Source organism: Enterococcus sp. BWT-B8 (genome assembly GCF_020567625.1).
Classification (GTDB): domain Bacteria; phylum Bacillota; class Bacilli; order Lactobacillales; family Enterococcaceae; genus Enterococcus_L.
This window is the reverse complement of record NZ_JAJDJV010000001.1, coordinates 628,831-654,037: the sequence shown is the minus strand read 5'-3', so window position 1 is coordinate 654,037 and position 25,207 is coordinate 628,831. Positions and strand designations below refer to the sequence as shown.

Below are 25,207 nucleotides of genomic sequence, written 5' to 3'. Positions count from 1 at the left end.
CTGCATGACAACAAAGCGAGCATTAATCAGTGTTTCAGATAAGACAGGTGTAGCAGATTTTGCCAGGGAGCTGACAGAATTGGGGATAGAAATCATTTCAACAGGTGGAACAAAAGTGATGCTGGAACAGGAAGGCATTTCAACGATTGGCATAGAAGAAGTTACGGATTTTCCGGAAATGATGGATGGAAGAGTAAAAACACTTCATCCTAAAATCCACGGAGGACTACTTGGTCGTCGTGATCTGCCCGATCATATGGCAGCCATGACTGAGCATAACATTCAACCGATTGAGATTGTTTGTGTAAACCTATACCCATTCAAAGAAACAATCTTGAAGCCGGATGTTTCTGTTGCTGAGGCAATTGAAAATATTGATATCGGCGGTCCAAGTATGCTGAGAAGTGCAGCAAAGAATCATCAGTTTGTCACTGTTGTAGTAGACCCGAAGGATTACAGTACCGTCTTGGAAGAGCTGCAAAGCCAAAGGGAAACAACCTTTGAAACACGGCAAAAGCTCGCAGCGAAAGTTTTTCGTCATACTGCGGCATATGATGCGCTTATTGGTACGTATCTAACGGATTTGGTAGAAGAATCCGAACCGGAAACACTGACATTTACGTATGAATTGAAGCAGCCTCTGCGGTATGGAGAAAATAGTCATCAGCAGGCAGCCTTTTATCAGGATGCACTGCCTGTTCCATTTTCAATTGCCAGCGCGAAACAGCTGCATGGAAAAGAGCTTTCTTACAATAATATTAAGGATGGCGACGCAGCAATTCGTATAGCCAGAGAATTTGATCAGCCTGCTGTTGTTGCTGTTAAGCATATGAATCCATGTGGGATAGGGATAGGTGAAGATATCTTTTCTGCCTATAATAATGCCTATGCTGCAGATCCAGTATCAATTTTCGGTGGTATTATTGTGTTAAATCGGGAAGTTGATCAAGCCACAGCGGAAAAAATGCATGAATTATTTTTAGAGATTATTATTGCTCCCGGCTTCTCAGATGAAGCCTTTGCGATTTTATCAAAGAAAAAGAATTTACGCCTCATGACTTTGGACTTTACGCATAAAGACGAGGCCTATGATGATGAAAAAGTAACTGTTTTAGGTGGCTTGCTCATTCAAAATCAGGATGTTGTAAAAGAAAATCCTGAGGAATGGAAAGTTGTGACAAAACGTCAGCCGACAGCTCAAGAGATGACGGCAATGGCATTTGCCTGGAAAGCTGTGAAGCATGTCAAGAGCAATGCGATTGTTTTGGCGAATGATCATCAGACTGTGGGGATTGGTGCAGGACAGATGAATCGTGTAGGGTCTGTCCAAATTGCTATCGAGCAGGCAGGTGAAAAAGTATCTGATGCAGTATTGGCAAGTGATGCATATTTCCCAATGGGAGACAGTGTGGAATATGCAGCAAAGCATGGAATTAAAGCAATTGTACAGCCGGGCGGCAGTATCAGAGATCAGGAATCAATTGATATGGCGGATAAATACGGCATTGCAATGGTCTTTACAGATGTCAGACATTTCAGACACTGATTAACAAGGGAGGATATCATGGGCTTAAAAATATTAGTGATCGGCAGCGGTGGCAGAGAGCATGTCATCGCACAAAAATTTATGCAAAGTTCGCTGGTGGACAGTGTTTTCTGCGCTAAAGGAAATCCCGGGATGAAAAAGGATGGGATTCAGTTGGTGGATCTGAAGGAAGACGATCATTCAGGACTGATTGACTTTGCTGAGAAGAAAAAGATTGACTGGACGTTTGTCGGTCCGGAAGTTCCTTTATTGAACGGGATTGTAGATGACTTTAAAGCAGCAGGACAGAAGATTTTTGGTCCTGATAAAGCAGCAGCAATGATCGAAGGCTCCAAAGACTTTGCAAAAGACCTGATGAATAAGTATGATATTCCAACAGCAGGACACCAGACTTTTTTTGATTTTGACCAGGCGAAAGCCTATGTTGAAGAAAAAGGCGCACCAATTGTGATTAAGGCAGATGGACTGGCTGCAGGCAAGGGCGTTGTCGTTGCTGAAACAGTAGAAGAAGCGGCAGATGCTTTGCATGATATGCTTGAGGACAATCGCTTTGGAGAGAGCGGCGCAAAAGTGGTCGTTGAAGATTTTCTTGCTGGTGAAGAATACTCATTGCTGGCTTTTGTCAGAGGAGAAGAAGTTTATCCAATGACTGTCGCACAGGATCATAAGAGGGTATTTGAAAATGATCTTGGACCTAATACTGGTGGGATGGGGGCGTACAGCCCGGTTCCGCAAATCAGTGAAGAATTAATCAGCGAGTCAATTGAAAAAGTCTTAAAGCCTGCTGCCAAAGGAATGGTCAGTGATGGTTGTCCATTTACAGGCATTTTATATGCCGGATTGATAGCAACGGCGGATGGACCAAAAGTAATTGAATTTAATGCACGCTTTGGCGATCCGGAAACACAGGTTGTTTTGCAACGACTGGAGAGTGATCTTGTTCAAATTATTGATGATCTCCTTAATGAGCGGACACCCGATATTCATTGGAAAACGAGCGGTTTTAGCTTGGGTGTTGTTGTCGCTGCAGAGGGATATCCGGGTGATTATGAAAAAGGCGTCCAATTGCCAGAGTTTTCATTGCTTGATGGTCAGCGAATTTATTACGCTGGAGTAGATGAAAAAGCTCAACAATTGGTTTCTTCAGGAGGACGCGTGTATCTGGTTGAAGCAGAGGGAGACACGCTGGAAGAAGCACAAAAAAAGGTCTACGAACTGCTCGATTCAGTAGATACTGCGGGTACCTTCTATCGTCATGATATAGGCAGTAAGGCGTTGAGATAGAGAACATTTCAACTGAAATAAGAGGATAACGTTAAAAACATCGATATATCAATGTTTTCAAGAGATGCCAAGAAATTGGTACCTCTTATTTTTTTGAAAATAGAGAACACTTTATAAAATAATATTTTTTTAGAAGTGAAAGGAGCACTCTGAGAAAGAATTGGTCGCTCTTCGAAAGTGAAATCAGCAGTTGGAAATAGAGAATGATATTTTAAAGCAAGCGGCGCTGATATTTGGATAAAAAGACAAGTAATTAGTGCTAATAAGCGTAAATACTTCATAACAGCGATATGCGAACTCTTCCATATTTCTCGGTAATCCTATTATTACAAATCGAAAAACACCCTTGTTAATCGGAGCTTCAAAAGGCTGTCACCGAAGAATTTGAGAATAGCTGAAAGAATTATGGTACGCACAAAATTAAAGTCGCTCTCGCTCGCCGAGGGATAATTGCAAGCCGAATAAAAATTGGAAATATCATGAAGATACGCGACTTGAAGTCCAATTATACCAAGGCGAAATTTCGCAATCCTACCACTTCAGTCAACCAATCAACGATTGCGAATCACTTAAATAGAGAATGCTCGAATCGTGAATCATTAGAGGTCTATGATACGATTGATTCTAGCATTAGGAAATGTGCCAACAGTTTGGTTTGTATCTACTCTAACCATGATGGCAGCCTGTAAGTTTCATTGGTTCTCTGCAGCGGAAATTGTAGAGGCCTTTTTTGTACAGAAGATATATTTCATTGCTTCAACGTGTAAAAACTCCTTTCTACCAATAATTAGTTAAACTAGACACTTGAGATCTCTTTATTCAAATGAATGAGTAGTTTCATCCTAAAATTAAAAAATGTTATTTCACAAAATTATTTAACCAAAGAATGATTATTTTATCAAAAATAAATAATTATATTGACTTTTACTAGTTTTTTTATAATTATAGAAATATGCAGTACCTATGAAGACTACTGTATAGTAAAAAAATAGAAGGAGGGGAGAAAATGAAAAAGAAGTATATTTGGGTATGTCTAGTGATTGTTGTTCTTTTAAGTGCCTGTGCACCAAAAAAGACAGGGGACATTGAGACAAAGATTTTCAATTTGGAGTCTGATTTTAAAGAGAATTATCAACTTTGGGTGGACATGAAGGCAGATGGCAGTATTCAGTACAATGAATATGTAACAGATTTAAAATCAGTCGCAACAAAATTCAATACTATTGGGGATAAAGCAAAATTATCAAGCTACAAAAAAATGTTGTCAGAAGAAGACCAAACAATTTACGAAACCTATCGTTTATTGAGTAAAGACATTAAAAATATGGCGACAGCGATTCACAAGAAAAATTATGAAGAAGCAGATAAAATTTATCAAGGAATTTTGGATACAGAAGAACAGTTGAAGGAGTAGAAAATGAAAAAGAAAAATTGGAGAAAAGTGTTAATTTCTTCTATTGTATTTTTCCAGTTTGGGGCAGTGGTTCCTTGGGGATTGGTACCAGTATTTGCTGAAGAAGTGCTTCCGTCAGAATCGACGGCGAGTCATCCGCCTTTAACAGAAGGGGATAAAGTAACGAAGGACGAGCTTCCGCAAGATGTGCAGGATAAATTGGAACAGGCGCAACAGTCAGAAGAAGCACCAGAAGCTGATTCTTCAACTGACGCTGGAAACAATGAAGTATCAGAAGAAATTTCAGAAAAATTTGAACAGTCAAAGCAATCTACGTTAGAGGAAATAAAAGAGAGTGCGCTTCAAGCTGGGAAGGAAGAGGTGCTAGCAGATCGTAGTGATTATTCAAAGACCTTTATCCATCCTGAGACAGGTGAAGGCGAGACGATCCTGTTTACTCGTCCGATCCATGAGCAAGACGAGCAAGGAAACTGGCAGGAAATAACGACAGAGTTTGTTGAGGAAGCAGAAGCTATCACGGGTACTGGAGACGTGCCGGTCGTTGTCCCGAAAACAGTGACGACAGAAACGCCGGTTCAGATCAAGGATGAAAAAGAGGCCGTGGAAATCATCCTGCCAAAGGAATCCTATGAGGTTTCTACAGTAAAGGAAGACCGCGTTTTATTAGCTTCGGATAAAGAGACGGAGCCGGTAGAAATCGCGATGCATGATGGTGTGGTTGAGTTCTTACAGTATGTAGACGCGGATTCAGCGCTTCAAACCATTCGTTATCAGCTGCAGTTATCAGAAGGAAAAACAGCGAAGGAAGAGAAGGATAAAGGAATCATTGGGATTTATGAAAAGGAGCAATTGACAGAGGTTATTCCGATGCCGATGCTGCTAAATCTGGATAATGACTTGATTGCTCCTTTGAACTATACCTTTGATGAAGCAACAGCGACCATTCAGGTTACTGAAATCAAAGAAGAGCAAGTGCAACAGGCAAAACAGGCGAAAGTTTCACTGCAGGTGATGCCATTAACAAAGGTCACTGTCAATGGTGTCGACTCGACGAGTATTCGTCAATATGACGATAAAATGAGCTATGCCTTTCAGCCGTATATGATGATCGGTTATGACAATGGCTACAGCTCTGGTGATGATGGTGCGGGTCATTTTCAGACATACGGTGTACTGAAAATACCTAATCAGAAATTTAAAGAAATCAGCAAGCAGCATGAGATCATGTCTGCTACACTGAAAATGAAGCGTGTCGGTGATCCCGGCTTTTGGGGCGATACCGCAAAAGATGGTAACGGTAAAGTCGTTACTCGCTTTTTTGAAGCGGCCGGAATCACGAAGGATGTCGGGGCGTTTTCTTCTTTGAGCTATGATAAGTTCATCAGACAGTTAGGCAGCCCTTATGGACCACCTGCCTATGAAGATGGCAAGGAAACAAAAATGGCGGGGATCGATACCAATAACCGCTGGGTCGATTTCGATATTACGACATTGGCCAACGACTGGAAAAATGGGTTGGATAATCATGGTGTGCTGGTGAAGAACAACAAGATGTCGGCGCATGAAATGCCGTATTCGCAGGCGGAATTGTTTGGTGGAAAAGGCTGGACAGGCGGAGAGCCGTATGTGGTCTTGGAACATCGTGAAAAACCACCGATCGACAAGAATATGCCACTGGATCAAACAACTTTGAAGCTACGACCATTCGTTCGTAGTGACAATGACGGGCTGGTACAGTTCACGGCGCTTGGCCTTGATGGAATCGGACGTCCGGAAGCAGAAATCACCTATCGTTTAAAAGATAAAAACGATAGCAATAAAGTGATTTACACCGGAACAGAACCATCGATCGGTCGAGATTATCTCTATCCGAATTATCCGGTTTTATTTAAGGATGCGCAACGGTATCTGGAGTTGTCCAGCAACTGGCAAACTAAGGAACTATTGACCACTGTATTGAAAGAAAATCATTTGTATCAGGCAGAAGCGACTGTTACGTACAATAAAAACGGGAAAAATGATAAAGCAGAAAAAACGTATGACAGCTTCCAATTGTATAAGGTCTCCAGTCAGGACACCTTGTCTCGACTACTGGCCTTTTACGGATTAGAGAAAAATCGAGCTAGCTTCATGAGAGACAACAACATGAAGGATGAGATGCTGACACAAGGAAATGTTGTGTTTATCCGCAATCCAAAAAAGAATGCTGGAAAAGCGTATACGCCAAAACCCTTGACGGATGCTGAAAAGATCCGATTGGATTCTCTGTCTATGGGACGTGGGAAGCACTGCCAGTTCAATTTTGAACCGATCAATATCGGCAGCGGAAATCTTTTGTATGAGATGACGGACGGTACGTGGTATGACAATGAAGTAGAAGAGCGGTTTACCAGAACGTATAATGCAATGGGCGAGGGACAGGATAGCCCAATCGGACGAAATTGGACCTTGAATCAGCTGCTCAGTTTGAATCAACTGGCAGATAAAAGTATGATGCTGACGCTGGATGACGGCGGCAAGGTCTTTTTCACTCGAAAAGATAACGGTAGTTATGTAGTCGAAGGTGCGTTGCCTTACGAATTGAGCAAGGTAATGGAGACCGTAGATGAAGTAGAAAAACGGACGTTTGTCTTGAAGGATACACAAAGAAAATGGACGTATACTTTTGATGCGACGGGGCAGATTCGCTCGATTCAGACGAACAATGGAACGAAGAAAGAGTACAGCTATGATGGCGAAACAGGCTTCTTAAAGGAAATCAAACTATTTAACGGGAAGAAGCTGCAATTCAAATGGGATAGCAATGCACATTTATCAGAAGTTACTTTCCCAGATGGCACTAAGAACCAGTATACGTACAGCGAAGCGGGAGACCTAATTAAGGTCGTTGATGCATCGGGTAAGAAGTTTACCTACGTCTATGATGATCAACACCGTATGCTGAGCTATGCCGGCGATGACGGTAAAACGATTTATGCCAATGAATATGACAAAGAAAACCGTGTGATTAAACAAACCGATGCCGAAGGAAATGTCGTAACACTTTCTTATGGAAAAGGAACAACCACGACAGTTGATGGCAATGGCAACAAAACGATCACTACGTACAATGACCATTATCAACCAACAAAAATCGAGTATGCAGATGGTACAACAGTAACGAATGTTTACAACGACAAGTACCAGTTAACGGCGTTTACCGATCGAGACGGTCAAAAAACGACATACAGCTATGATGAAAAAGGCAATCTGACCAGTACCGGCTATTCAGATGGAACGAAAGAAACAACGACTTACAACGAATGGAGTCAACCGCTTGTTGAGACGGACCGTCAAGGCAATACCATTCAGCATAGTTATGACGCTAAAGGAAATGAAATTACACTGACCGATCAAAACGGACACACGACTCATTTTGAATACAACGCATCAGGTGAGAAAATCAAAGCAACCAACGCTTTGGGACAAGTGACAAGCTATACCTATGAAAATGGAAACTTGACGAGCGAGACGGATGCTTCCGGGCTGATCCGAAGCTATACCTACGATGCTCGGGGGCTTTTACTATCAGAAACAGATGGGAATGGCAAAACAAAATCCTATGAGCGTAATGCACGTGGTGAGCTGATAAAAGAAAGCAACTTCAATGGACAATTTAAGACCTACACCTATGATAGTGAGGGCAATCAAACCAGCGAAACTGATTTTAATGGCAACAAGACGAGTTATAAATACAATGCGATCGGGCAAGTCATCAGTGAGACCAATGCTGTCGGAGGGGTGAAAACCTTCAGCTATGACGGCAACGGCAATGTAATCACTGAAAGCGACTATCTCGGCAATTTGAAGAAGATGTCCTACAATGCTTTGAATCAACGAACGGAAATAGAGTTTCCGGATGGAACTAAAGCAAAATACCAGTATGATAAAGCCGGAAATGTCACAAAGGAAATTATGCCAAATGGGAAGACGACGACCTATACGTATGATGTGAATAACTTTGTAGCAACAGAAAAAGACAGCCTTGGATATGTGACGACCTATGAACGAACAGCCAATGGCTCGCCGACTAAAATCATCTTTGCGGATCAGACGACGGAAGAGTACACATACGATGCGTCCGGCAATCTGCTGACGAAAAAGGACAAGGGTGGAAAAATTACTACCTATACCTATAATCAGCAGCACCAGCCGATTTCAGTCAAAGATGGCGATAGAGAGACAAAACAGTCCTTTGACAGTCGGAGCAATCGAACAGAAGAAACGAATGCACTGGGTCAAAAGACTGGCATCACCTACGATGCCGGAGGCTTTGTAAAAGAAAGTACTGCAGCAGATGGCACAAAAACGTTATACGAATCAGATGGCGAAGGCAATGTGCTGAAAATTACGGAAGCCAACGGCGCGGTCTATCAATTTGCTTATGATGGCAATGGCAATAAGGTCAAGGAAGTAGGACCAGATAAGACAGAAACATTGTATACCTACAACGCCTTAAACCTGCTTGAAACCCAAGTATGGGCAACAGGAGCAATCGAACAGTACAAGTATGATAAGAATGGCAGCCTGATCGAAAAAACAGATCCAATGGGCAACCGTACGACATACAGCTATACCAAAACCAATGAAATCAAAACGATGACTGATGCTCTAGGAAATAAAACTTCCTTTACCTATGATGAAGGCGGCAATGTAGCGAGTCTGACTGATTCTTTGGGTAGAGTCACGAACTATGTCTATAATAAAGCCGATCAGCTAGTGGAAGAAACCACGCCGATGGGTGTTGTGACCAAGTATTCTTATGATAAGATGGGCAATCTTATTAAAGTCTCCGACAGTACAAAGCAGGAAGAAACGTATTCTTATGATGTGATGGGACAGTTATTGTGTGTGACAGATAGCCAGAAGAGACAAGAGACGTATGCTTACAATGCGTATGGAGAGCTGATCGCTGAAACAGATATCGCCGGAAATAAAACCTCTTATGCTTATGATGCACTTGGTCAGCTGATCCAAACGACGAGTCCTCAGGGAACGATTGAAGCAAACACTTATGACAGCCGTAATCAGCTGATAGCAGTCCAAAAACATAACGGCGGAAGTGTCGGCTATGAGTACGATAACGTTGGAAATCTGATCAAAGAAATCAATAATGGAAAAGATACGAAATCCTATCAGTACAATTTGAATCGGCAAATGATTCAGCTGACCGATGAAAACAACGGACAAACCAGCTTTGTTTACGATGCGTTAGGCAGAGTCATCGAAACCAAAGATGCACAAGGTTCTGTCAGCAAGCAGAGCTATGATGCTAATGGTAACATCACGAAGGAAATAGATGCTCAGGGCAATGAAACAACACATGGCTATGATGCGTTAGATCGTTTGGTGGAAACAGTCGATGCTAAAGGCTTCAAGCAAGTCTTCACGTATGACAGTGCCGGACGAAAAATAACGGAGAGTGATTTTAAAGGGAATTTGACGAAATATGGGTACGATGCTGGCAATAATTTAGTTGAAACCATCGATCCGCTTAATCGTAAAACCAGCTACACGTATGACCTACGCAATCAATTGACGAACATCACAGATGCTGCCGGAGCAAAAACCAGCTATACGTATAATGATGATGGGACCTTGGCGAGTGAAATCAATGCGAAGGGCTATGAAAAGCTGTATGCTTATGACAAGTTCTCTCAATTAACGGAGATTTCTGATGCGATTCATAAGCAGCCGTTAAACACGTATACGTATGATCGATTTGGCCAGTTAACGAAAGAAGTAAAGGCCGGCACACAGGAAACGAGCTATGCCTATGATAAAACAGGCCGTATGACTCGTATGACCTATCCGAATAAAACGAGTATTCAGTACGAATATGATTTATTGGATCGTGTGCAAAACATGATCGATATTCGCGGCAACAAGACAGCCTTTGTTTATGATGGCTTAGGCAACGTGAAGGAAATGATCGCACCAAACGATGCGCATACGACTTATACGTATGATAAGAACGGAAATCTACTAAAAGAAACAGATCCGCTCGAATTTGCGACCAGCTTTGCGTATAATAAAAACAATCAGTTGATTCAAACCACCGACGCAACAGGAGCTGTGACGAAGCAAACGATCGACAGCAGAAATCAAGTGTCCGGCATTACAGATGCGCGCGGGAACAAGCAAACATTTGCGTATGACGGCAACGGCAATCAGACGAAAATCACTGATGCGAAAGAGCAGAGTCAGGTCTTTACCTATGATAAGGTCAACCGTTTAACAGGAATGACCAACCGCTTGGAAAAAACGACCACTTATGCGTATGATGCTCAGGACAATCTGACAACTATTACCGATGCCAACAATGGGCAGACCAAGCTAGAATACACACCAGTAGGAGAGCTGGAAAGTCTGATCAGTGCAAATGGGAAAAAAGAAACCTATAGCTATCGATTGGATGGACAGTTATCTGAAAATACCAAAGCAGACGGGGCAACGATCGCTTACAGCTATGATGAATTAAACCGTATGGTTGGGAAACAGATGAACAATCAGGATTTTGTCTTTAATTATGACGAGAGTGATCAGCTGACAGAAGCGGCTCTTACGACCACCTTTGATTTTAGTGAAATAGAAGAGCAGGCATTCAAGGATCAACTGCCGACAGGTCATACGCTCAACTTTGAGCGAAATGAATTTGGCGACTTGACGAAGGCTGTGACCAACACAGGAGAAGAAGTGGGCTATGCTTACGATGCTTTTGGCCGTCGTACAGAGATCCACTATCCAAATGGTACAAAAACAGCGTATGAATACGACAAGAAAAACCAATTGACCAAAGTCAAGGATGCAGCAGGGGAAACGACATATCGCTACGACGGACTTGGACAAATTTTGGAAATCCAATATGCGAACGGCACGAAATCCATGTATAGCTATCTGGCAACCGGGGAAATCAGTGAAGCAGTCACGCTTGATATCCATGGTCAGGAACAATCCAAGCAAACTTATGCGTATGATGAAAACGGCAATCTTATCAATGAAACACTCAAGTATCCGAAGTTCTCGCTGGAGAAAGCCTATGAGTACGACAAAGAAGATCAACTGATCAAAGCGACGGAGAAAGAAAGCAAGACGACCAGAGTCACCTACTATATTTACGACAATGTAGGGAATCGGGTAGGTGTAAGACAAGAAGTCAATGGCAAGTCTAAGGGCGCACAGGAATGGACGCACAATGCGGACAATCAGCTGGAAGAAATCACCGGTGACAAAGGTGCTGTTTACGAATATGATGCAAACGGTCATGTGAGTAAAAAACAAAGTACTTCCGGGGAAGTGACCAGCTATGTCTATGATGCAGAAGGACGTTTGATTCAAGAAAGCAGTACGTGGGGCAAACAGCTATTCTATTATTACGATGCTTTAGGTAATCGTGTGTCTAAAACGACCGGAACAGAAAACGACCGCAAGTTGAAGACAGATATGATGGAATGGATGAAGGGCACGGATAGAGAAGCACAGCTGCGTTTAAGCAGCAGCGATGTTACGTTGAAGGATGCGTTAACAGCGAAATTCTCACTATTCTGCCTGCCAATGAAAGATCGAACTTGGCGGATCGATCATGAAGCGAAGCGTCGAGAAGTCAAAGAAGAAAAAATGAAAAAAGCATTGGATAAGGATCACACGATCGAAATGATCCAGTATATCAATGACTATACGCAGGAGTATGTCAGTCCCCTACAAATGATAACGACTTCCTACGACCAACGAATCAAAACGACTGAGGAAGCCACACTGTTTTATGATGATCGAGGAACCGCGATCGGAGACGATCTGGATAATTATCATCAAGACGGTTTGGGAAGCAACATCACTCAGACTGAGAAAGCAACTGGCAGATTGTATTCCAGCAACCTGTATCAGGAATTCGGTCGCAGTGAACGACGAATCGACAACCAAGCAGGCTACCGCAGTCAGTACCATGACAACTGGAAGCAGCAGCACCTGCGTGCCAGAGAATATGATACAACCACCGGTCGCTTCACTCAGCAAGACACCGTACTTGGTCAGCAGGATAAACCAGTGACTCAGAACAAATATACGTACGCCAATAATAATCCGTTCATGTATCGTGACGATGCCGGACGTTGGGGTTGGATCAGTAAAGCCGTTAATGCAGCGAAGAATGTGGCGAAGAAAGTCGTAAATACGGTGAAAAAAGTTGTGAAGACAGTTGTTAATACGGTGAAAAAAGTTGTTAACACCGTCGTCAATACGGTTCGGCGAGTGGTAAATACAGTTTCGCGAGCTGTAAGCCAGGTGGTCAGCTATGGCAGCAGTGCGGTTCGAACAGTTCAGCGAACCTATAATGCGGCAGTCAGCTATGCCTCTCAGGGGGTTCGATATGTCAGCAATCAAGTCAATTACTATGCTGGACAAGCCACACAATGGGTTGCAACGAAAGCCCAACAAGCCCAAATCGCCTATCAACAGGCACGTGAGTATGCGATTCAAGTTGCCCAAGAAACACGTGTGAAAGCAGAAGCACGCATTCGTAAAATGTGTGAAGGTGCAAGCACGTTGTGGAAAGGTGCAACCAAAGCCGTTGGCGATTTCGTGAAAGAGCATGAAGGAGCAATCAAGACTGTTCTAGGTGTAGGAACGATCATCTTAACCGTTATACCGGTAACTGCTCCATTAGGCGTGGTTCTGGGAACGACGTTAGCAGTTGGTAGTGTGAGTAATGCAGTAACAGGTGAAGACTGGTTGACGGGACGGGAACTAAGTACGACTGAACGAGTAGTAGAAGGTGTGTTTGGTACGATTGGCGCTGCTTCAGGCTTAGGATCAGTAGCGAAGCAGGCAGTAGGAACTGGCTTGGTGGATGATGTAGTGAAGCTAGTCACTCCAAGTGCTTCTGTAGCAGATGATGTTGTGAAAGCCGCTGTCGATAGTGGAAAAACAACTACAGGTACAAAACCGCCATTGAAGATGGATCTGCAATTTTTTGCGGATAAGGGCGATGATGTTACAACTGTGTATAGAGGGACAGACCGAGTAGCAGAGAAAGCAGTTTATGATGAAACTGGGCAAGTTATGAGTGACGCAACAAGAAATACCTACATGGAAACAAACAATATTGATAAGGCTTATGCAGCATCCCAGAGTGCATATGACGATTGGATAAAAATATGGGGAAATGAGAAGACCTATGTAGAGGCACATGGAGAATTTGGAATAGAAATGGCCAGAGAATTTGGTGTTGATAGAAGTTTAGTATCTGTTACCACAGATAAAAGTGTTGCACAAGGCTTTGCTGGTCCAAATGGTATAGTAATGGAATTACAAGTTCCATCAAAAGATTTGATTCCTCAAACGCTTAGAGGAGCAGGAGAAAGTGAATATTTGATAAAAAATGGATTTGGAAAGTGAGAAATAAGCGATGCAAGAAGATATATTCCATAATTGTGGACAAGAATTTCATCGAGTAGATAAAAGTAAATGGGTGGCAATAAAAAAGAATAGAGCATACGAAGGGATTGCGTTAGATAGCTCTATTTTAACAGAAGATATTGATTATAAAATTGAGTTTTCTGAGAAACATGTTGGTTTTGTGTGTGGATTAATTAAAGTAAAAATTGCTAATAAAGATATGTGGTTGCCGATGCTCTTTTTTGATGTATCTGGTCAGTGGCAACGCGTGCATCTAGAAAATTCTTTTTGCACGAACTGTAATTGGAAAGGAATAATTGCTAATCCCACTGATCCTGATTTGTATCTTGCGCTACCTGAGCGATTTGAATTGATGCGCAAAAGCGCGGAATTGAAGCGAGCGACATGCCCTGTTTGTCAGGGGGAGATAGCACGTTTTGCGATTTGGGCTGAAAAATAGGTGATTGAAAAATTCAAAGGTTGTTTTGGTAAAAATGAAACGTTTGGAGAATTAATGAATGAAAAAGTGGGCAATAGTTTTAGTGACGTTAGTTGTATTGGGAGGATGTGCCTCCGGAACAGAAGAAAAAGCAGGAAGTTCTGAGAAAGTAAGTGAATCTAAGGAAGTGGTTGAATCATCTGTTCCAAAGGCATCTGAATTGGTAGAAAGTAGCTTTGACATTGAAGGAACAGTGTACAAAATAAATATTTTGGAAAGATGGAAAGAGCAGCCGAAAGAAGAAGGGATTTCCTTCAACGTAGGGAATGCAACAGGAAGTGAAGCAGTAATTTCTTATGGTGTGAAGAAAACAGATATTGACAGCTTTGAAATTTTTAAAGAGTTGGTAACGGATCAAATCATTTCAGTCGATGAATTTGATGTACAGGAAGATGAAATTGAAAAATCTTCGTACCAAACGACTCACTATACAGGGGATCTTTACGTATTCACAGAAAAATCAGAAGGAGTAAAGATCGAGATTCGTTACTATTTCTTAGAAACAGACACGGACTATGTTGTTATAAATGTATTGGGGGTACCATCATTTTTTGAAAAGAATGATGAAACTGTCACAGAGATTCTTAATTCATTTGTAGCGGGATAGGTGAATGATGGAGGGAGGTTGATAGACCTCTCTTCTTACATATAGAGAGAACTAGAGAAGTTTATAGATACTTCAAAAAATTGTAGAAAAGGAAGTCTATATCCTATTGATGTGAGAAAAAATGAATGTATATTTGCTACAGCATAGTTATGATTATGAAGTGATAGATGGAGTAACAATTGAGGAAACGAAAATTATTGGCATATATAGCACGAGAAAGAGTGCGGAGGATGTCAAAAAGATATTCAAAGAAAAACAAGAATTTAAAAGGTTTCTAAACGATTGTTTCTATATTGATAAATATCAGTTAGGTAAGGATCATTGGACGGAAGGTTTTGTAACTTGGGATGGTGAAACCGGAACTTGGATCGATGATTAAGTTTTACGTAGGAAGATATCAAAGATGAAGTACTTGATACATCTTAGCGAAAAAATAGTTGGAATGAGGGAAGGGCTATATTAAGAACTCCTTTAGGTGAGCTAGAGATTTTTGTTAATGATAAAAAGATAGATTATTCATTTAGAGAGTTGTCAAATAAGGATAGATTATTTACAGTAGACAAGCGTTATGAAATAATTGTTCGTCCTTCAAAGAGTGATTTAAAGGTTTGTATCGATTTAGCAAATCAGAAAAAGGTAGAACCGGAAATTGAAACTGGAGAAGATCTTGAGTTGATCAGTCTATACAGTAAAAATTTAAAATTGAGTATAGGTACAAAAGAAAACCTTGAAGGATTCACATTATCCTATTTAACCAATGGTTGGCAAATCAATGTGTCGGAGGGGATAGGCATTAGTGACATAGTTATTTATGTTGTGTGGCTATATGACGATAATCTTGACATCAATGGAATAAATGCTTGGTATGCTGCTGATCCGACGATAGCTTAGAAGGTGAAGCGTTATTTGATTTGTTGCATAAATACCTGATTGTGATGTTGGTTAAACTATCGAAAAATCAGAAAATGAAAAAATATTGAAAAAAAGGAGTTTTACAATGACGGTTGAAGAAATGAATGAGGTTGCGGAAAAAATCGATAGTATGATTCTGGACATTTTAGTTCCTGCAAGAGTGGAAAAACGTATAGGTGAAAAGAGTTTCAATAAGCTTATAGAAATATTGGATGAAATAAATAGAAAGATACACGGATCATCGATTATCTCAAGAAAACTATCCAGTACCCTATTCTTCATATACTGTTCATTAATAAGTGAGGCACAATACTGTGAGCCTAGAAGTCCCTTTTTTATGCAAGTTGCGCAAGTAGAAGATTGTATGGCAGGTATATTTGGTGATACAAAAGAAAGAAAAACGTTATAATGACGATTTACTTTTATAAACGAACAGAAGAATATGGATATATGTCAAACTTTGCTCATTATGAGTTTGAGTTAGATGGAGAGCACTGGCCTACAAGTGAGCATTACTTTCAAGCTGCAAAGTTTGCGGATAAGGAGTACCGAAAGAAGATACAACAGGAAAAGAATCCCATGAAAGTAGCCAAGCTAGGTAGAAGCAGAGCATATCCTATACGTGAAGATTGGGAAGAAATAAAAGATGAGGTCATGAAAAAAGCCTTACTGTCAAAGTTTCAGCAAAACGCCGAAATCCGCCAACAGCTCTTGGATACGGGTGAAGAAGAGCTTGTAGAAAAAACAAGCAACGATTATTACTGGGGTTGTGGAACGGATGGCACGGGTAAAAATATGTTGGGTAAATTACTGATGGAAATTCGGGATTTTCTAGCAGAGGAAAAGAAATAGTCGTGTGAAAAATCAAGAAGCTAAGCTAGGAGTAATAATTATACTTTTAGTTGAGTTTCTTGAAATACATATAGTGTATTGAAGCCCCTCCGATAAAAACAGGAACACAGCAGAAAAAAGAGAACTTAGAGAAATACTTTGGGAAACCAAATAGTCAAGGTCAGTATTATATCTCATCACTAGCTAGTACAAGTATGGAAGGCATGTCATAAAAAACGTTGATGGAAGTGTTATTAATACTAGAGAATACAATCATTCAAATTATGATTTAAAAAAATTAGAATAATAAATAAAAAGTTAGCTATATAAATTATTATTCTAAAAAAATAAGAATGTAGTTAGTTGACTAAACAATTTATTTGGATATTTATTGCTACTAAAACTGTTTAAAGGGAATGATAATAATGGATATGCTTTTATGGCTTCAAAATTGGTACAAGGAACAATGCGATGGTGATTGGGAACATCTTTTTGGAATAAAAATAGATACTTTGGATAATCCTGGTTGGTCAGTTGATATTGATTTAACAGATACTAATCTGGTGGATGCCAGTTTTGAAACGCTGGATTTAACTGGGGAAACAAATTGGATATATTGTACTATCAGAAATTCGAAGTTTGTCGGTAGAGGAGATGAAACTAAGCTTTTAGAAATTTTGTCAGTGTTTAAAAAATGGGTAGAAGAAAATAATTAGTATGGAAATTACTATATTTTTAAATGAACAGGGATTCTCATTATTTTTTGAAAAGAATGACGAGATAATCACAGAGATTCTCGAGTTATTTGTAGCGAGGTAGATTAGATAGTAGAGAGAGGATGAATCACCTCTATATATACATACGCCAATAACAATCCGTCCATGTATCGTGATGATGCCGGACATTGGGGGTGGTTCAGTAAAGCTGTTAATGCGGTGAAAAATGTGACGAAGAAAGTCGTCAACTAAAATTAAAGTCTACGAAAGTCAAAGCGGTATGTATACTGGAGTATCAAATTTACATATTAAAGATGAAGATGGGGATTTTTCTGTTTTTGTTGGAAATGGTAAGACAGTATCTGATGCTTTAGAAATGACTATTCAACGTTTTTTTGAGCGAACAAATAGAAAGCCAAAAGAAGAATGGGGTGTGGAAGATTTTAAAAGTTCCGATCCATATGATTTTTGAGAGAGTGTAAAATAAACCGTGTAAGTAACTCCTATCCTAGGAATGAGGTTGCTTTACAGTTTTTCTTTCGCATCCTTCCAAAAGAGAGCACTGCTATTTTTGGAAGATAGTTTATCAGTTTGATAAAATTCAACCATATTTTCCCGAAAGCGCAGAGGAAGGTGACTCATCTGCGTATTCTTATTTGCTCTTTCCTGAATGGTTACTGATTCCAGAAATGCCGTCCATTGTTTCTGAATTGTGCCTTCTTTCGTTTGTGCATTGTTAAATTCAGGACAATCTGTATTTTCAATAAATGAAATAGTCCCCTTATCAATTAGAGCCAGCAGTCGGTGCGTTGTGTCATAGATCATGATACTTTCCAACGGGTATCGCTCCGCAAAATGTGGACAGATGTATGGAAGTGAAAAATGTTTGGGTGCTATTTTACTGAAAAGCAGCTCACCTGCATATTCAAAACGAACAAATCCTGTGTAAAGATGTGCTTCACCAAACAGTGATTTTAACCCCTTGTCTATTGCCAGTACAGAAGGATGTCCAATGAAATTTTTTAATGAATCTCTTGTATCCAAAGCAATTGCCAAAGCTTCTAAAAGATGGAGTTCTTTATTATCCATCGTTGCGTAAAAACCATCGTGAATAAAACGAAAATTTTCAGAGGTTAAACGCTGCTGCAGTCTGTTGACTATTTTTTCAGCGAGTGTGACATTCGTATCGATCCAATCACTGATAAAAAGACTTTCCATAGCAGCTTCCGGCGTCAAGATGATTCCAGGAAACTGTTTTTTCCTGAATGCTCGATCTACAATTGTCAGAAATCCTGCGAAGCTGCCATCATATTCCCATGTCGCTGTTGTTCTTTCAATGGACATACAGAAGCTCCTTTTCTTTGGTATGATGAAACTTTTCAGTATCGAATAGAGAAAGCTGTTCATGGTCACTTTGCGTATTTGCCTGTTTCAATGCTTTGTACTGACGAGTGGAAACGAGCGAAGCAATGATCCATTCGGGTTCTTTGATTAATCCATCCATAATGGTACCGTTACAGCATACAAAATACTTGGCGCGTTTGACAACTACCCCTAATTTCTTTAAGTCGGTTAAATGAAGGCGATAGTATTTTCTTGCTTTTACGATATTTTGTGCACTTTTAGGACCAATGCCCGGAATTCGCAGTAATACGTCATAACTGGCAGACTGCACATCCACTGGAAAACGATCATAATTTTGAACTGCCCAGTTGGCTTTTGGATCTAAATATAAATTGAAATTTGGCTTTTCAGGAGACAGAATTTCATCTGCAGTAAAGCTGTAAAAACGCATCAGCCAGTCAGCCTGATAGAGTCTGTGCTCTCTTAATAAGGGCGGATCAGTAGTCATTGCCGGCAAAAGACTATCCTGATTTACCGGGATATACGCTGAATAATACACACGCTTCAGTTCGTATTTATGATATAAATTTTCTGCAATTTTAACAATGGTACGGTCTGTCTCAGGTGAGGCGCCAATAATCATCTGGGTTGACTGCCCGCCAGGAACAAACGCAGGGCTGTGTCTCACAGCTGGCAATGCTGCCAGTTCCTTCTTTTTCTGAGTAATCTGCTTCATAGGCTTGTATAGCGCATAGGGATCTTTGTCTGGTGCGAGAAGCTTCAAGCTTTCTCTTGAGGGCAGTTCCACATTCACACTCATTCGATCTGCCAGATAACCTAATTCTTCGATTAAGGTCTCATCTGCACCTGGGATTGCTTTCACGTGAATATATCCTTTAAAACCTTTTTCATGGCGAAGAATTTTCAATGTCTTTATTAAAAGCTCGGAAGTGTAATCAACGTTTTTAATAATTGCCGAGCTTAAAAAAAGTCCTTCAATATAATTTCTCATGTAAAAATCCATCGTTAAATCTGCTACTTCCTGAGGTGTGAACGTTGCCCGCGGAATTTGATTGGACTTGCGGTTAATGCAGTAATGGCAGTCAAAAATACAGGCATTTGTAAATAGAAGCTTCAATAAGGAGACACAACGGCCATCACTGGTAAAAGAATGGCAGATTCCGGCAGCTGCTGTGCTTCCCACTGTTCCTGTTCGTGTATTTTCAGTGACACCGCTGCTGGCACAAGATACATCGTATTTCGCGGATTCTGCTAAAATTTCTATTTTTCTGGTGAGATCCATAATAATGCCTCCTTTATAGAACGTACGTTCTTATTTTAACAAGAGATGTATTCAATGTCAAAGAGTAAATCAGACAAATCATTTGTTGACTTGACGAAGCAGTGATAAAATAAGGTTGCTTATCAAAAGTAAGTCTGTGTGTTTTAAATTAAAGGAGGCTGATATAAATGAAGTATCTTTTTGAAAAAGGAACCGGTCGAAAGTTTATTTTGCTCCATGGAACAGGCGGAGATGAGTATTCAATGGTGGATATTGCACAGCACCTTGATCCACAGAGCACAATATTGTCTTTTCGCGGTGAAATTAATGAAAATGGAATGAATCGTTTTTTTAAGAGAAATGGGCTGAATCAGTTTGATATTCCAAGCTTAGAAAAGGAAACAGATCATCTGTTGGAACAGATTACAGCAATCAGCGATGAGCAGGGAATTAACATGGATGAGTGGATTGTTTTGGGCTATTCTAATGGAGCAAATATAGCTGGGCATCTTTTTTTAGAAAGACAGACAGAACTAAATAAGGCGATTCTGCTCCATCCAATGTCCCTGGGAGTGGATTCCAGAACAGAACCATTAAAAGATAAAAAAGTTTTTCTTTCCTATGGAGAGGGAGATCCAATTGTGTCTTTAGATGCTTTTAAAACACTGGAAAATCAGCTCGGAACGAGAGGGACTCAAATAACTGAAGCCCATACAGAAGCCGGGCACCAGATTACTGTAAAGGAACTGGAACAAGTAAAGAAATGGCTTGCAGATCTTGAATGAGCGGATTATTTGTGGCAAATTTTTAGGGATGTTATGCTGTTAATGTAAATAAAATTATATTTTATGGGAGGTTTTCAATTATGGCAGATTTAAATGGACGTATAAACGATGCAAAGGACAAAGTTGAAGGGAAAGGAAAAGAAGCAGAAGGGAAACTCCAAAGCGGTTTGGCCGATGTAAAAAGTAAAGTCCGTGATGCTACGGATGATGTCAAAGAAGGTGCCGAATCATTTGGCGACAAAATCAAAGAAGGTTTTGAGGATATTAAGGAAAAATTCTCTAAACATGATGACAAATAGTTAAATAGTAAATAGCGAGTATCAGTTGTATAAAACTGTAACTTCTCATTATATTTTGAAAGAACTGCGGCAAATGAAAGCTGGGGTTCTTTTTTTGAATGTTCAAAAGGTGGATAATGTATTCTTGAAAAATTAAAAAAATGAACTTTACTTTTATATTAAGGTTGTCCTAAAAATTAAATAAGCTAGACTGTAAAATAGGCCTATGGTAGAATGTAGGCAACAGTAACTGTAAAAAAGAGGGATGAAAATGATTGATTGGTTAGTGTCACTTGAACCATGGCAGCAGGCTTTGGGTGGAACTGGATTTACTTACTTTATGACTGCTTTGGGATCAGCGCTGGTATTTTTTTTCAAGGACATAAAAAAAGAGGTTTTAAACTTAATGCTGGGGTTCGCTTCAGGAGTGATGATTGCAGCCAGTTTCTGGTCCTTGTTGGCTCCGGCAATTGAGCGGGCTGAGGAAAACGGCAGTATTGCATGGCTGGTGGTAAGCTTTGGCTTTGGTATGGGCGGAGTATTTTTATATATTGCAGACAAAACATTACCCCATATGCATTTTGGGCCAAATCACGAGAAAGAAGGACTTCCCAGTCACCTGAAACGGACCATTCTACTCGTTTTTTCAATTACACTTCATAATATTCCAGAGGGTCTGGCTGTAGGCGTTGCTTTTGGTGCCGCATCATCAGCTGATAATCCAAGAGCAGTAGTCTTAGCAGCAGTATCTGTTGCCTTGGGAATCGGCATTCAAAATTTTCCGGAAGGAGCTGCGGTTTCCATTCCGTTAAGGCAGGAAGGGCTTAGCCGTTCAAAAGCGTTTCTTTACGGACAGGCATCAGGAATCGTTGAACCCATCGCCGGAGTAGTTGGAGCTGTTCTTGTTACAAAAATGAGCTTGCTTCTCCCTTATGCACTTGCTTTCGCTGCGGGGGCAATGATCTATGTTGTCGTTGAGGAATTGATTCCCGAAGCACAGCAAACACTTAGCAGCAAGCGGCATTTCGCTGTATTTGGTGTAATGCTCGGTTTTATTATTATGATGATTCTTGATGTGGCACTGGGCTGACTATACCTAGACAAATAGATAGTGAGCAGTGACTGAATAGAAAACGGCAGTAGGTGAATTGTTTCGGGTAATCCCCGTGAGCCAGCTGTTGTTTTTCTTTAAATTCAGAAGAAACTAACCGAAAATATTATGAGAAATAGAATTACTTCCTATGTAGTAATTCGTTATCCTGTGGTAAAATAGAAAAAGCAACTTTCTTCAGTAAGATTGAGAGGGGATTAAGTAAGTATGGAAAAATCATATGTTGTTGCAGTGGTAGGTGCAACGGGAGCAGTTGGAACAAAAATGATTGAAATGCTGGAACAGACAAAATTACCGATTAAACGAGTTAAATTATTAGCTTCAAAGCGTTCTGCGGGTAAAGAACTGACTTTTAATAACAAAACGCTGGTCGTTGAGGAATTGGTTCCGGAATCATTTGAAGATGTTGATATTGCATTGTTTAGTGCAGGCGGGGGTATTTCTAAAGTATTTGCCCCAGAAGCGGTGAAACGAGGGGCAGTTGTTATCGATAATACCAGTCATTTTAGAATGGCTCAGGATGTTCCACTCGTTGTTCCGGAAGTGAATAAAGCTGCGTTGAAAAATCACAAAGGAATTATTGCTAATCCAAACTGTTCAACGATTCAGCTGATGGTGGCTCTTGAACCAATCAGACAGGCAGTGGGTCTAAATCGTGTTCTTGTTTCTACTTACCAGGCAGTCAGCGGTGCTGGAATCAGTGCAATGGAAGAACTGAAAAGTCAGGCGGTTGAGTATATTAACGGAGTTCCGGCTGATCAGCTGAAGGCTGATATTTTACCTTGCGGCGGAGATAAGAAACATTATCCGATTGCCTTTAATGCGTTGCCGCAGATTGATGTTTTTTCAGAGGATGACTACACGTATGAAGAGTGGAAAATGATCAACGAAACGAAAAAAATTATGGAAGATGATACGTTGAAAGTAACTGCTACGTGTGTGCGGATTCCTGTTTTATCAGGACATTCTGAGTCTGTTTATATAGAAGTAGATAAAGCTGCTTCTGTTAAAGAAATTAGAGATCTGCTGATTGATGCGCCGGGAGTTGTATTACAGGATGATCCGAGTCAACAGCTTTATCCTCAGGCATTGACAAGTATTGATAAAAAGGAAACGTTTGTCGGAAGAATTCGTAAAGATGTAGATGTAGAGAACGGCTTCCATTTATGGGTAGTTTCTGATAATCTCTTGAAGGGTGCAGCATGGAACTCCGTTCAGATTGCAGAAACACTGCATGATATGGATTTGGTTCGGGTATAAATTATGCTGTAGCTTGTTTTGAAGGTGAGGGCTGTGACATTAATATGTCTCAGAGTCAAAAAATGAATAAACAGTATTCCAAAAGCAGCTTCTTTGACAATATGTCGAAATTATCGAGAGTCACTATTTTATATAAAATAGATGTTTCCTCGTGAGACACTCGTCACAGTTTAGGTTATATAAGTGATAAACAATACTTGCTTGGTCACCTCAAATTTGTGGAGCACCAAGTAGGAAGGTGTATAGGAACATGTTGCCTTTAACTGAGAGAGTAAATCGCAGGAGCACTGAATTAGTTTTATTGTATCTACGGCTCCCATTGCGTTGAGATCCTCAATACAAAGCTTTTAGTGCTTAACAGCTTTCTTGTCATTTTCGTGAATTCCTTCGTATTGTCATAAATCACTGCGAGTGACTTGTCAGAGTAGATGATGCATGATATCTACCCTGTCTCTGCGATTAGTCAGCTCCTATTTAAAGATGAATGTTTACACATTCATCAGATGGTTGTTTCGCATACAGCTATCTCTTTGTACATGGAATAAATTCTGATAAATTTATCTTCATCAGAGCTGTGTATACCATTCTGCTAGCTGTTCCTGCAATAATGGGAGATCCTTGTATCTACGAGTCTCACTACACTACACTTCGTTTCGATCTCATCAATTTCTAAATGGCAAAGCCACTAAGAATTGAAGGACTTCGTTTCGATCTCATCAATTTCTAAGTGGCAAAGCCATTAAGAAGTGAAGGACCTTGTTTGATTCTCGATACAAATACGCCTGCTTGAGAAAGCATTGGTAACTGGAGATACGCAAAGAGCTGTCACAACCTTAACGCTTCAAACAGGAAATTTAAAGTGTAGAGTGATAAACTGAAAGATAGAGGGGATCGTGTCTGTTTGAAAGGACACCATTTTAAATTCTTGACGGCAGTTTTCTTTATTGTTTTAAATAATGAAGAAAGACGGATTTTTCTGAGATGCAATGTATATAATACTTAAAAGAATGGTTGGAGGTTAAGTGTATGGAATTAACAAATGCGTCAATAATTACTGCAATGGTTACTCCCTTTAATGAGGCGGGAGAGATTGATTTTGGTAAGCTGCCTGCTTTGGTGGAGCATTTGCTGGGAACACATACAGAAGGATTGATATTGGCGGGGACAACGGGAGAGTCGCCAACATTGACACATGATGAAGAAATTGAATTGTTTAACGAAGTCATCCGATTGGTAAACGGTCGAGTACCGATTATTTGCGGTGTAGGTACAAATGATACACGGGATTCTGTTGAATTTGTAAAAGAGATTGCAGAAATGGATGGAATCGATGCTGGTTTGGCGGTAGTGCCGTATTATAATAAGCCTAATCAAGAAGGACTTTACCAACATTTTAAAATGATTGCTGAGGCCAGTGATTTACCGATTATTTTATATAATGTGCCGGGTAGAACTGTCGCCAGCTTGGATGTGGAAACGACATTGAGATTGGCAGAAATTGATAATATTATTGCGGTAAAAGAGTGCGCTGGTTTGGATGCGCTGACCGAACTGATTGAACGGGCACCAGAGGATTTTCTTGTATACACAGGAGAAGATTCACTGGCGTTTTCAACAAAAGCTTTGGGTGGCCAGGGAGTCATTTCTGTTGCCAGTCATATATTCGGAAATAAAATATATGAAATGTTTCATTCTCTGGAAAGCGGAGATATTAAGAATGCAGCAAGCATTCAGAGAAAACTGCTCCCGAAGATGGATGCATTGTTCTCTGTGCCTTCTCCGGCACCTGTAAAAATGACATTAAATCACTTGGGTATTTCCGTTGGTGATTTGAGATTGCCTCTTGTATCATGTACTTCTGAAGAGAAAGAAAAAATTTTGAAAATACTTGATGTTTAATCAAGCA

19 protein-coding genes are annotated in these 25,207 nt (G+C 40.4%); 17 read left to right on the top strand and 2 right to left on the bottom strand.

All coding sequences use genetic code 11. The features are described from left to right. Positions 1 to 4: 4 nt before the first annotated feature. The 12 genes from purH to LI951_RS02870 all read left to right on the top strand — a co-directional run bounded on the left by purH (position 5) and on the right by LI951_RS02870 (position 17,713). The gene (purH, locus tag LI951_RS02925; RefSeq protein WP_229441205.1) at positions 5 to 1,546 is read left to right on the top strand and encodes a bifunctional phosphoribosylaminoimidazolecarboxamide formyltransferase/IMP cyclohydrolase; all 1,542 of its coding nucleotides are present in this window, start codon (positions 5 to 7) and stop codon (positions 1,544 to 1,546) included. Between the two features lie 18 nt (positions 1,547 to 1,564). Continuing rightward, on the top strand, positions 1,565 to 2,830 hold the full coding sequence (purD, locus tag LI951_RS02920) for a phosphoribosylamine--glycine ligase (protein ID WP_229441204.1): 1,266 nt from the start codon (positions 1,565 to 1,567) through the stop codon (positions 2,828 to 2,830). Between the two features lie 1,006 nt (positions 2,831 to 3,836). After that, complete coding sequence (locus LI951_RS02915) at positions 3,837 to 4,244, top strand: hypothetical protein (protein ID WP_229441203.1); 408 nt, start codon at positions 3,837 to 3,839, stop codon at positions 4,242 to 4,244. Between the two features lie 3 nt (positions 4,245 to 4,247). After that, complete coding sequence (locus LI951_RS02910; protein ID WP_229441202.1) at positions 4,248 to 13,676, top strand: RHS repeat-associated core domain-containing protein; 9,429 nt, start codon at positions 4,248 to 4,250, stop codon at positions 13,674 to 13,676. Between the two features lie 10 nt (positions 13,677 to 13,686). Then, positions 13,687 to 14,136 (top strand): hypothetical protein, encoded by a 450-nt coding sequence (locus LI951_RS02905; RefSeq protein ID WP_229441201.1) that lies wholly within the window; start codon positions 13,687 to 13,689, stop codon positions 14,134 to 14,136. A 58-nt stretch (positions 14,137 to 14,194) separates the two neighbouring features. After that, complete coding sequence (locus LI951_RS02900; protein WP_229441200.1) at positions 14,195 to 14,782, top strand: hypothetical protein; 588 nt, start codon at positions 14,195 to 14,197, stop codon at positions 14,780 to 14,782. Between the two features lie 121 nt (positions 14,783 to 14,903). Then, positions 14,904 to 15,161 carry a DUF7336 domain-containing protein gene (locus LI951_RS02895; RefSeq protein ID WP_229441199.1) on the top strand — a complete coding sequence of 86 codons (258 nt, stop codon included), beginning with the start codon at positions 14,904 to 14,906 and terminating at the stop codon, positions 15,159 to 15,161. Positions 15,162 to 15,310: 149 nt separating this feature from the next. Further along, positions 15,311 to 15,673, top strand: a complete 363-nt coding sequence (locus LI951_RS02890) for a hypothetical protein (RefSeq protein WP_229441198.1) — start codon at positions 15,311 to 15,313, stop codon at positions 15,671 to 15,673. Positions 15,674 to 15,779: 106 nt separating this feature from the next. Then, positions 15,780 to 16,103 (top strand): hypothetical protein, encoded by a 324-nt coding sequence (locus LI951_RS02885; RefSeq protein WP_229441197.1) that lies wholly within the window; start codon positions 15,780 to 15,782, stop codon positions 16,101 to 16,103. Further along, the gene (locus tag LI951_RS02880; RefSeq protein ID WP_267491678.1) at positions 16,103 to 16,546 is read left to right on the top strand and encodes an NADAR family protein; all 444 of its coding nucleotides are present in this window, start codon (positions 16,103 to 16,105) and stop codon (positions 16,544 to 16,546) included. Before LI951_RS02885 ends, LI951_RS02880 begins: the two co-directional genes overlap by 1 nt. 404 nt (positions 16,547 to 16,950) lie before the next feature. Then, positions 16,951 to 17,241: an immunity 53 family protein gene (locus tag LI951_RS02875; RefSeq protein ID WP_229441195.1), complete on the top strand. Its 291-nt coding sequence runs from the start codon at positions 16,951 to 16,953 to the stop codon at positions 17,239 to 17,241. A gap of 280 nt (positions 17,242 to 17,521) precedes the next feature. Continuing rightward, a complete protein-coding gene (locus tag LI951_RS02870) occupies positions 17,522 to 17,713 on the top strand; it encodes a hypothetical protein (protein ID WP_229441194.1) in 192 nt (63 codons plus the stop codon). 53 nt (positions 17,714 to 17,766) lie between these two features. On the opposite strand, the gene LI951_RS02865 is transcribed toward LI951_RS02870, so the two are convergent. Further along, positions 17,767 to 18,585: a TIGR03915 family putative DNA repair protein gene (locus LI951_RS02865; RefSeq protein WP_229441193.1), complete on the bottom strand. Its 819-nt coding sequence runs from the start codon at positions 18,583 to 18,585 to the stop codon at positions 17,767 to 17,769. Then, entirely contained in the window at positions 18,575 to 19,888 is a 1,314-nt protein-coding gene (locus tag LI951_RS02860; RefSeq protein WP_229441192.1) for a putative DNA modification/repair radical SAM protein, read from the bottom strand. The genes LI951_RS02865 and LI951_RS02860 overlap by 11 nt, the downstream gene beginning before the upstream one ends. Positions 19,889 to 20,055: 167 nt before the next feature. On the opposite strand from LI951_RS02860, the gene LI951_RS02855 reads away from it, so the two are divergent. The 5 genes from LI951_RS02855 (at position 20,056) to dapA (ending at position 25,200) form a co-directional block, all read left to right on the top strand. Next, positions 20,056 to 20,652, top strand: coding sequence for an alpha/beta hydrolase (locus tag LI951_RS02855; protein ID WP_229441191.1), 597 nt, complete (start codon positions 20,056 to 20,058; stop codon positions 20,650 to 20,652). A gap of 80 nt (positions 20,653 to 20,732) precedes the next feature. After that, the gene (locus LI951_RS02850) at positions 20,733 to 20,951 is read left to right on the top strand and encodes a hypothetical protein (RefSeq protein ID WP_229441190.1); all 219 of its coding nucleotides are present in this window, start codon (positions 20,733 to 20,735) and stop codon (positions 20,949 to 20,951) included. Positions 20,952 to 21,201: 250 nt separating this feature from the next. Further along, positions 21,202 to 22,020, top strand: a complete 819-nt coding sequence (locus LI951_RS02845) for a ZIP family metal transporter (protein WP_202068011.1) — start codon at positions 21,202 to 21,204, stop codon at positions 22,018 to 22,020. A 228-nt stretch (positions 22,021 to 22,248) separates the two neighbouring features. Then, the gene (locus LI951_RS02840; protein WP_202068012.1) at positions 22,249 to 23,301 is read left to right on the top strand and encodes an aspartate-semialdehyde dehydrogenase; all 1,053 of its coding nucleotides are present in this window, start codon (positions 22,249 to 22,251) and stop codon (positions 23,299 to 23,301) included. 1,026 nt (positions 23,302 to 24,327) lie between these two features. Beyond that, on the top strand, positions 24,328 to 25,200 hold the full coding sequence (dapA, locus tag LI951_RS02835; RefSeq protein ID WP_229441189.1) for a 4-hydroxy-tetrahydrodipicolinate synthase: 873 nt from the start codon (positions 24,328 to 24,330) through the stop codon (positions 25,198 to 25,200). The last annotated feature ends 7 nt before the right edge of the window (positions 25,201 to 25,207 follow it).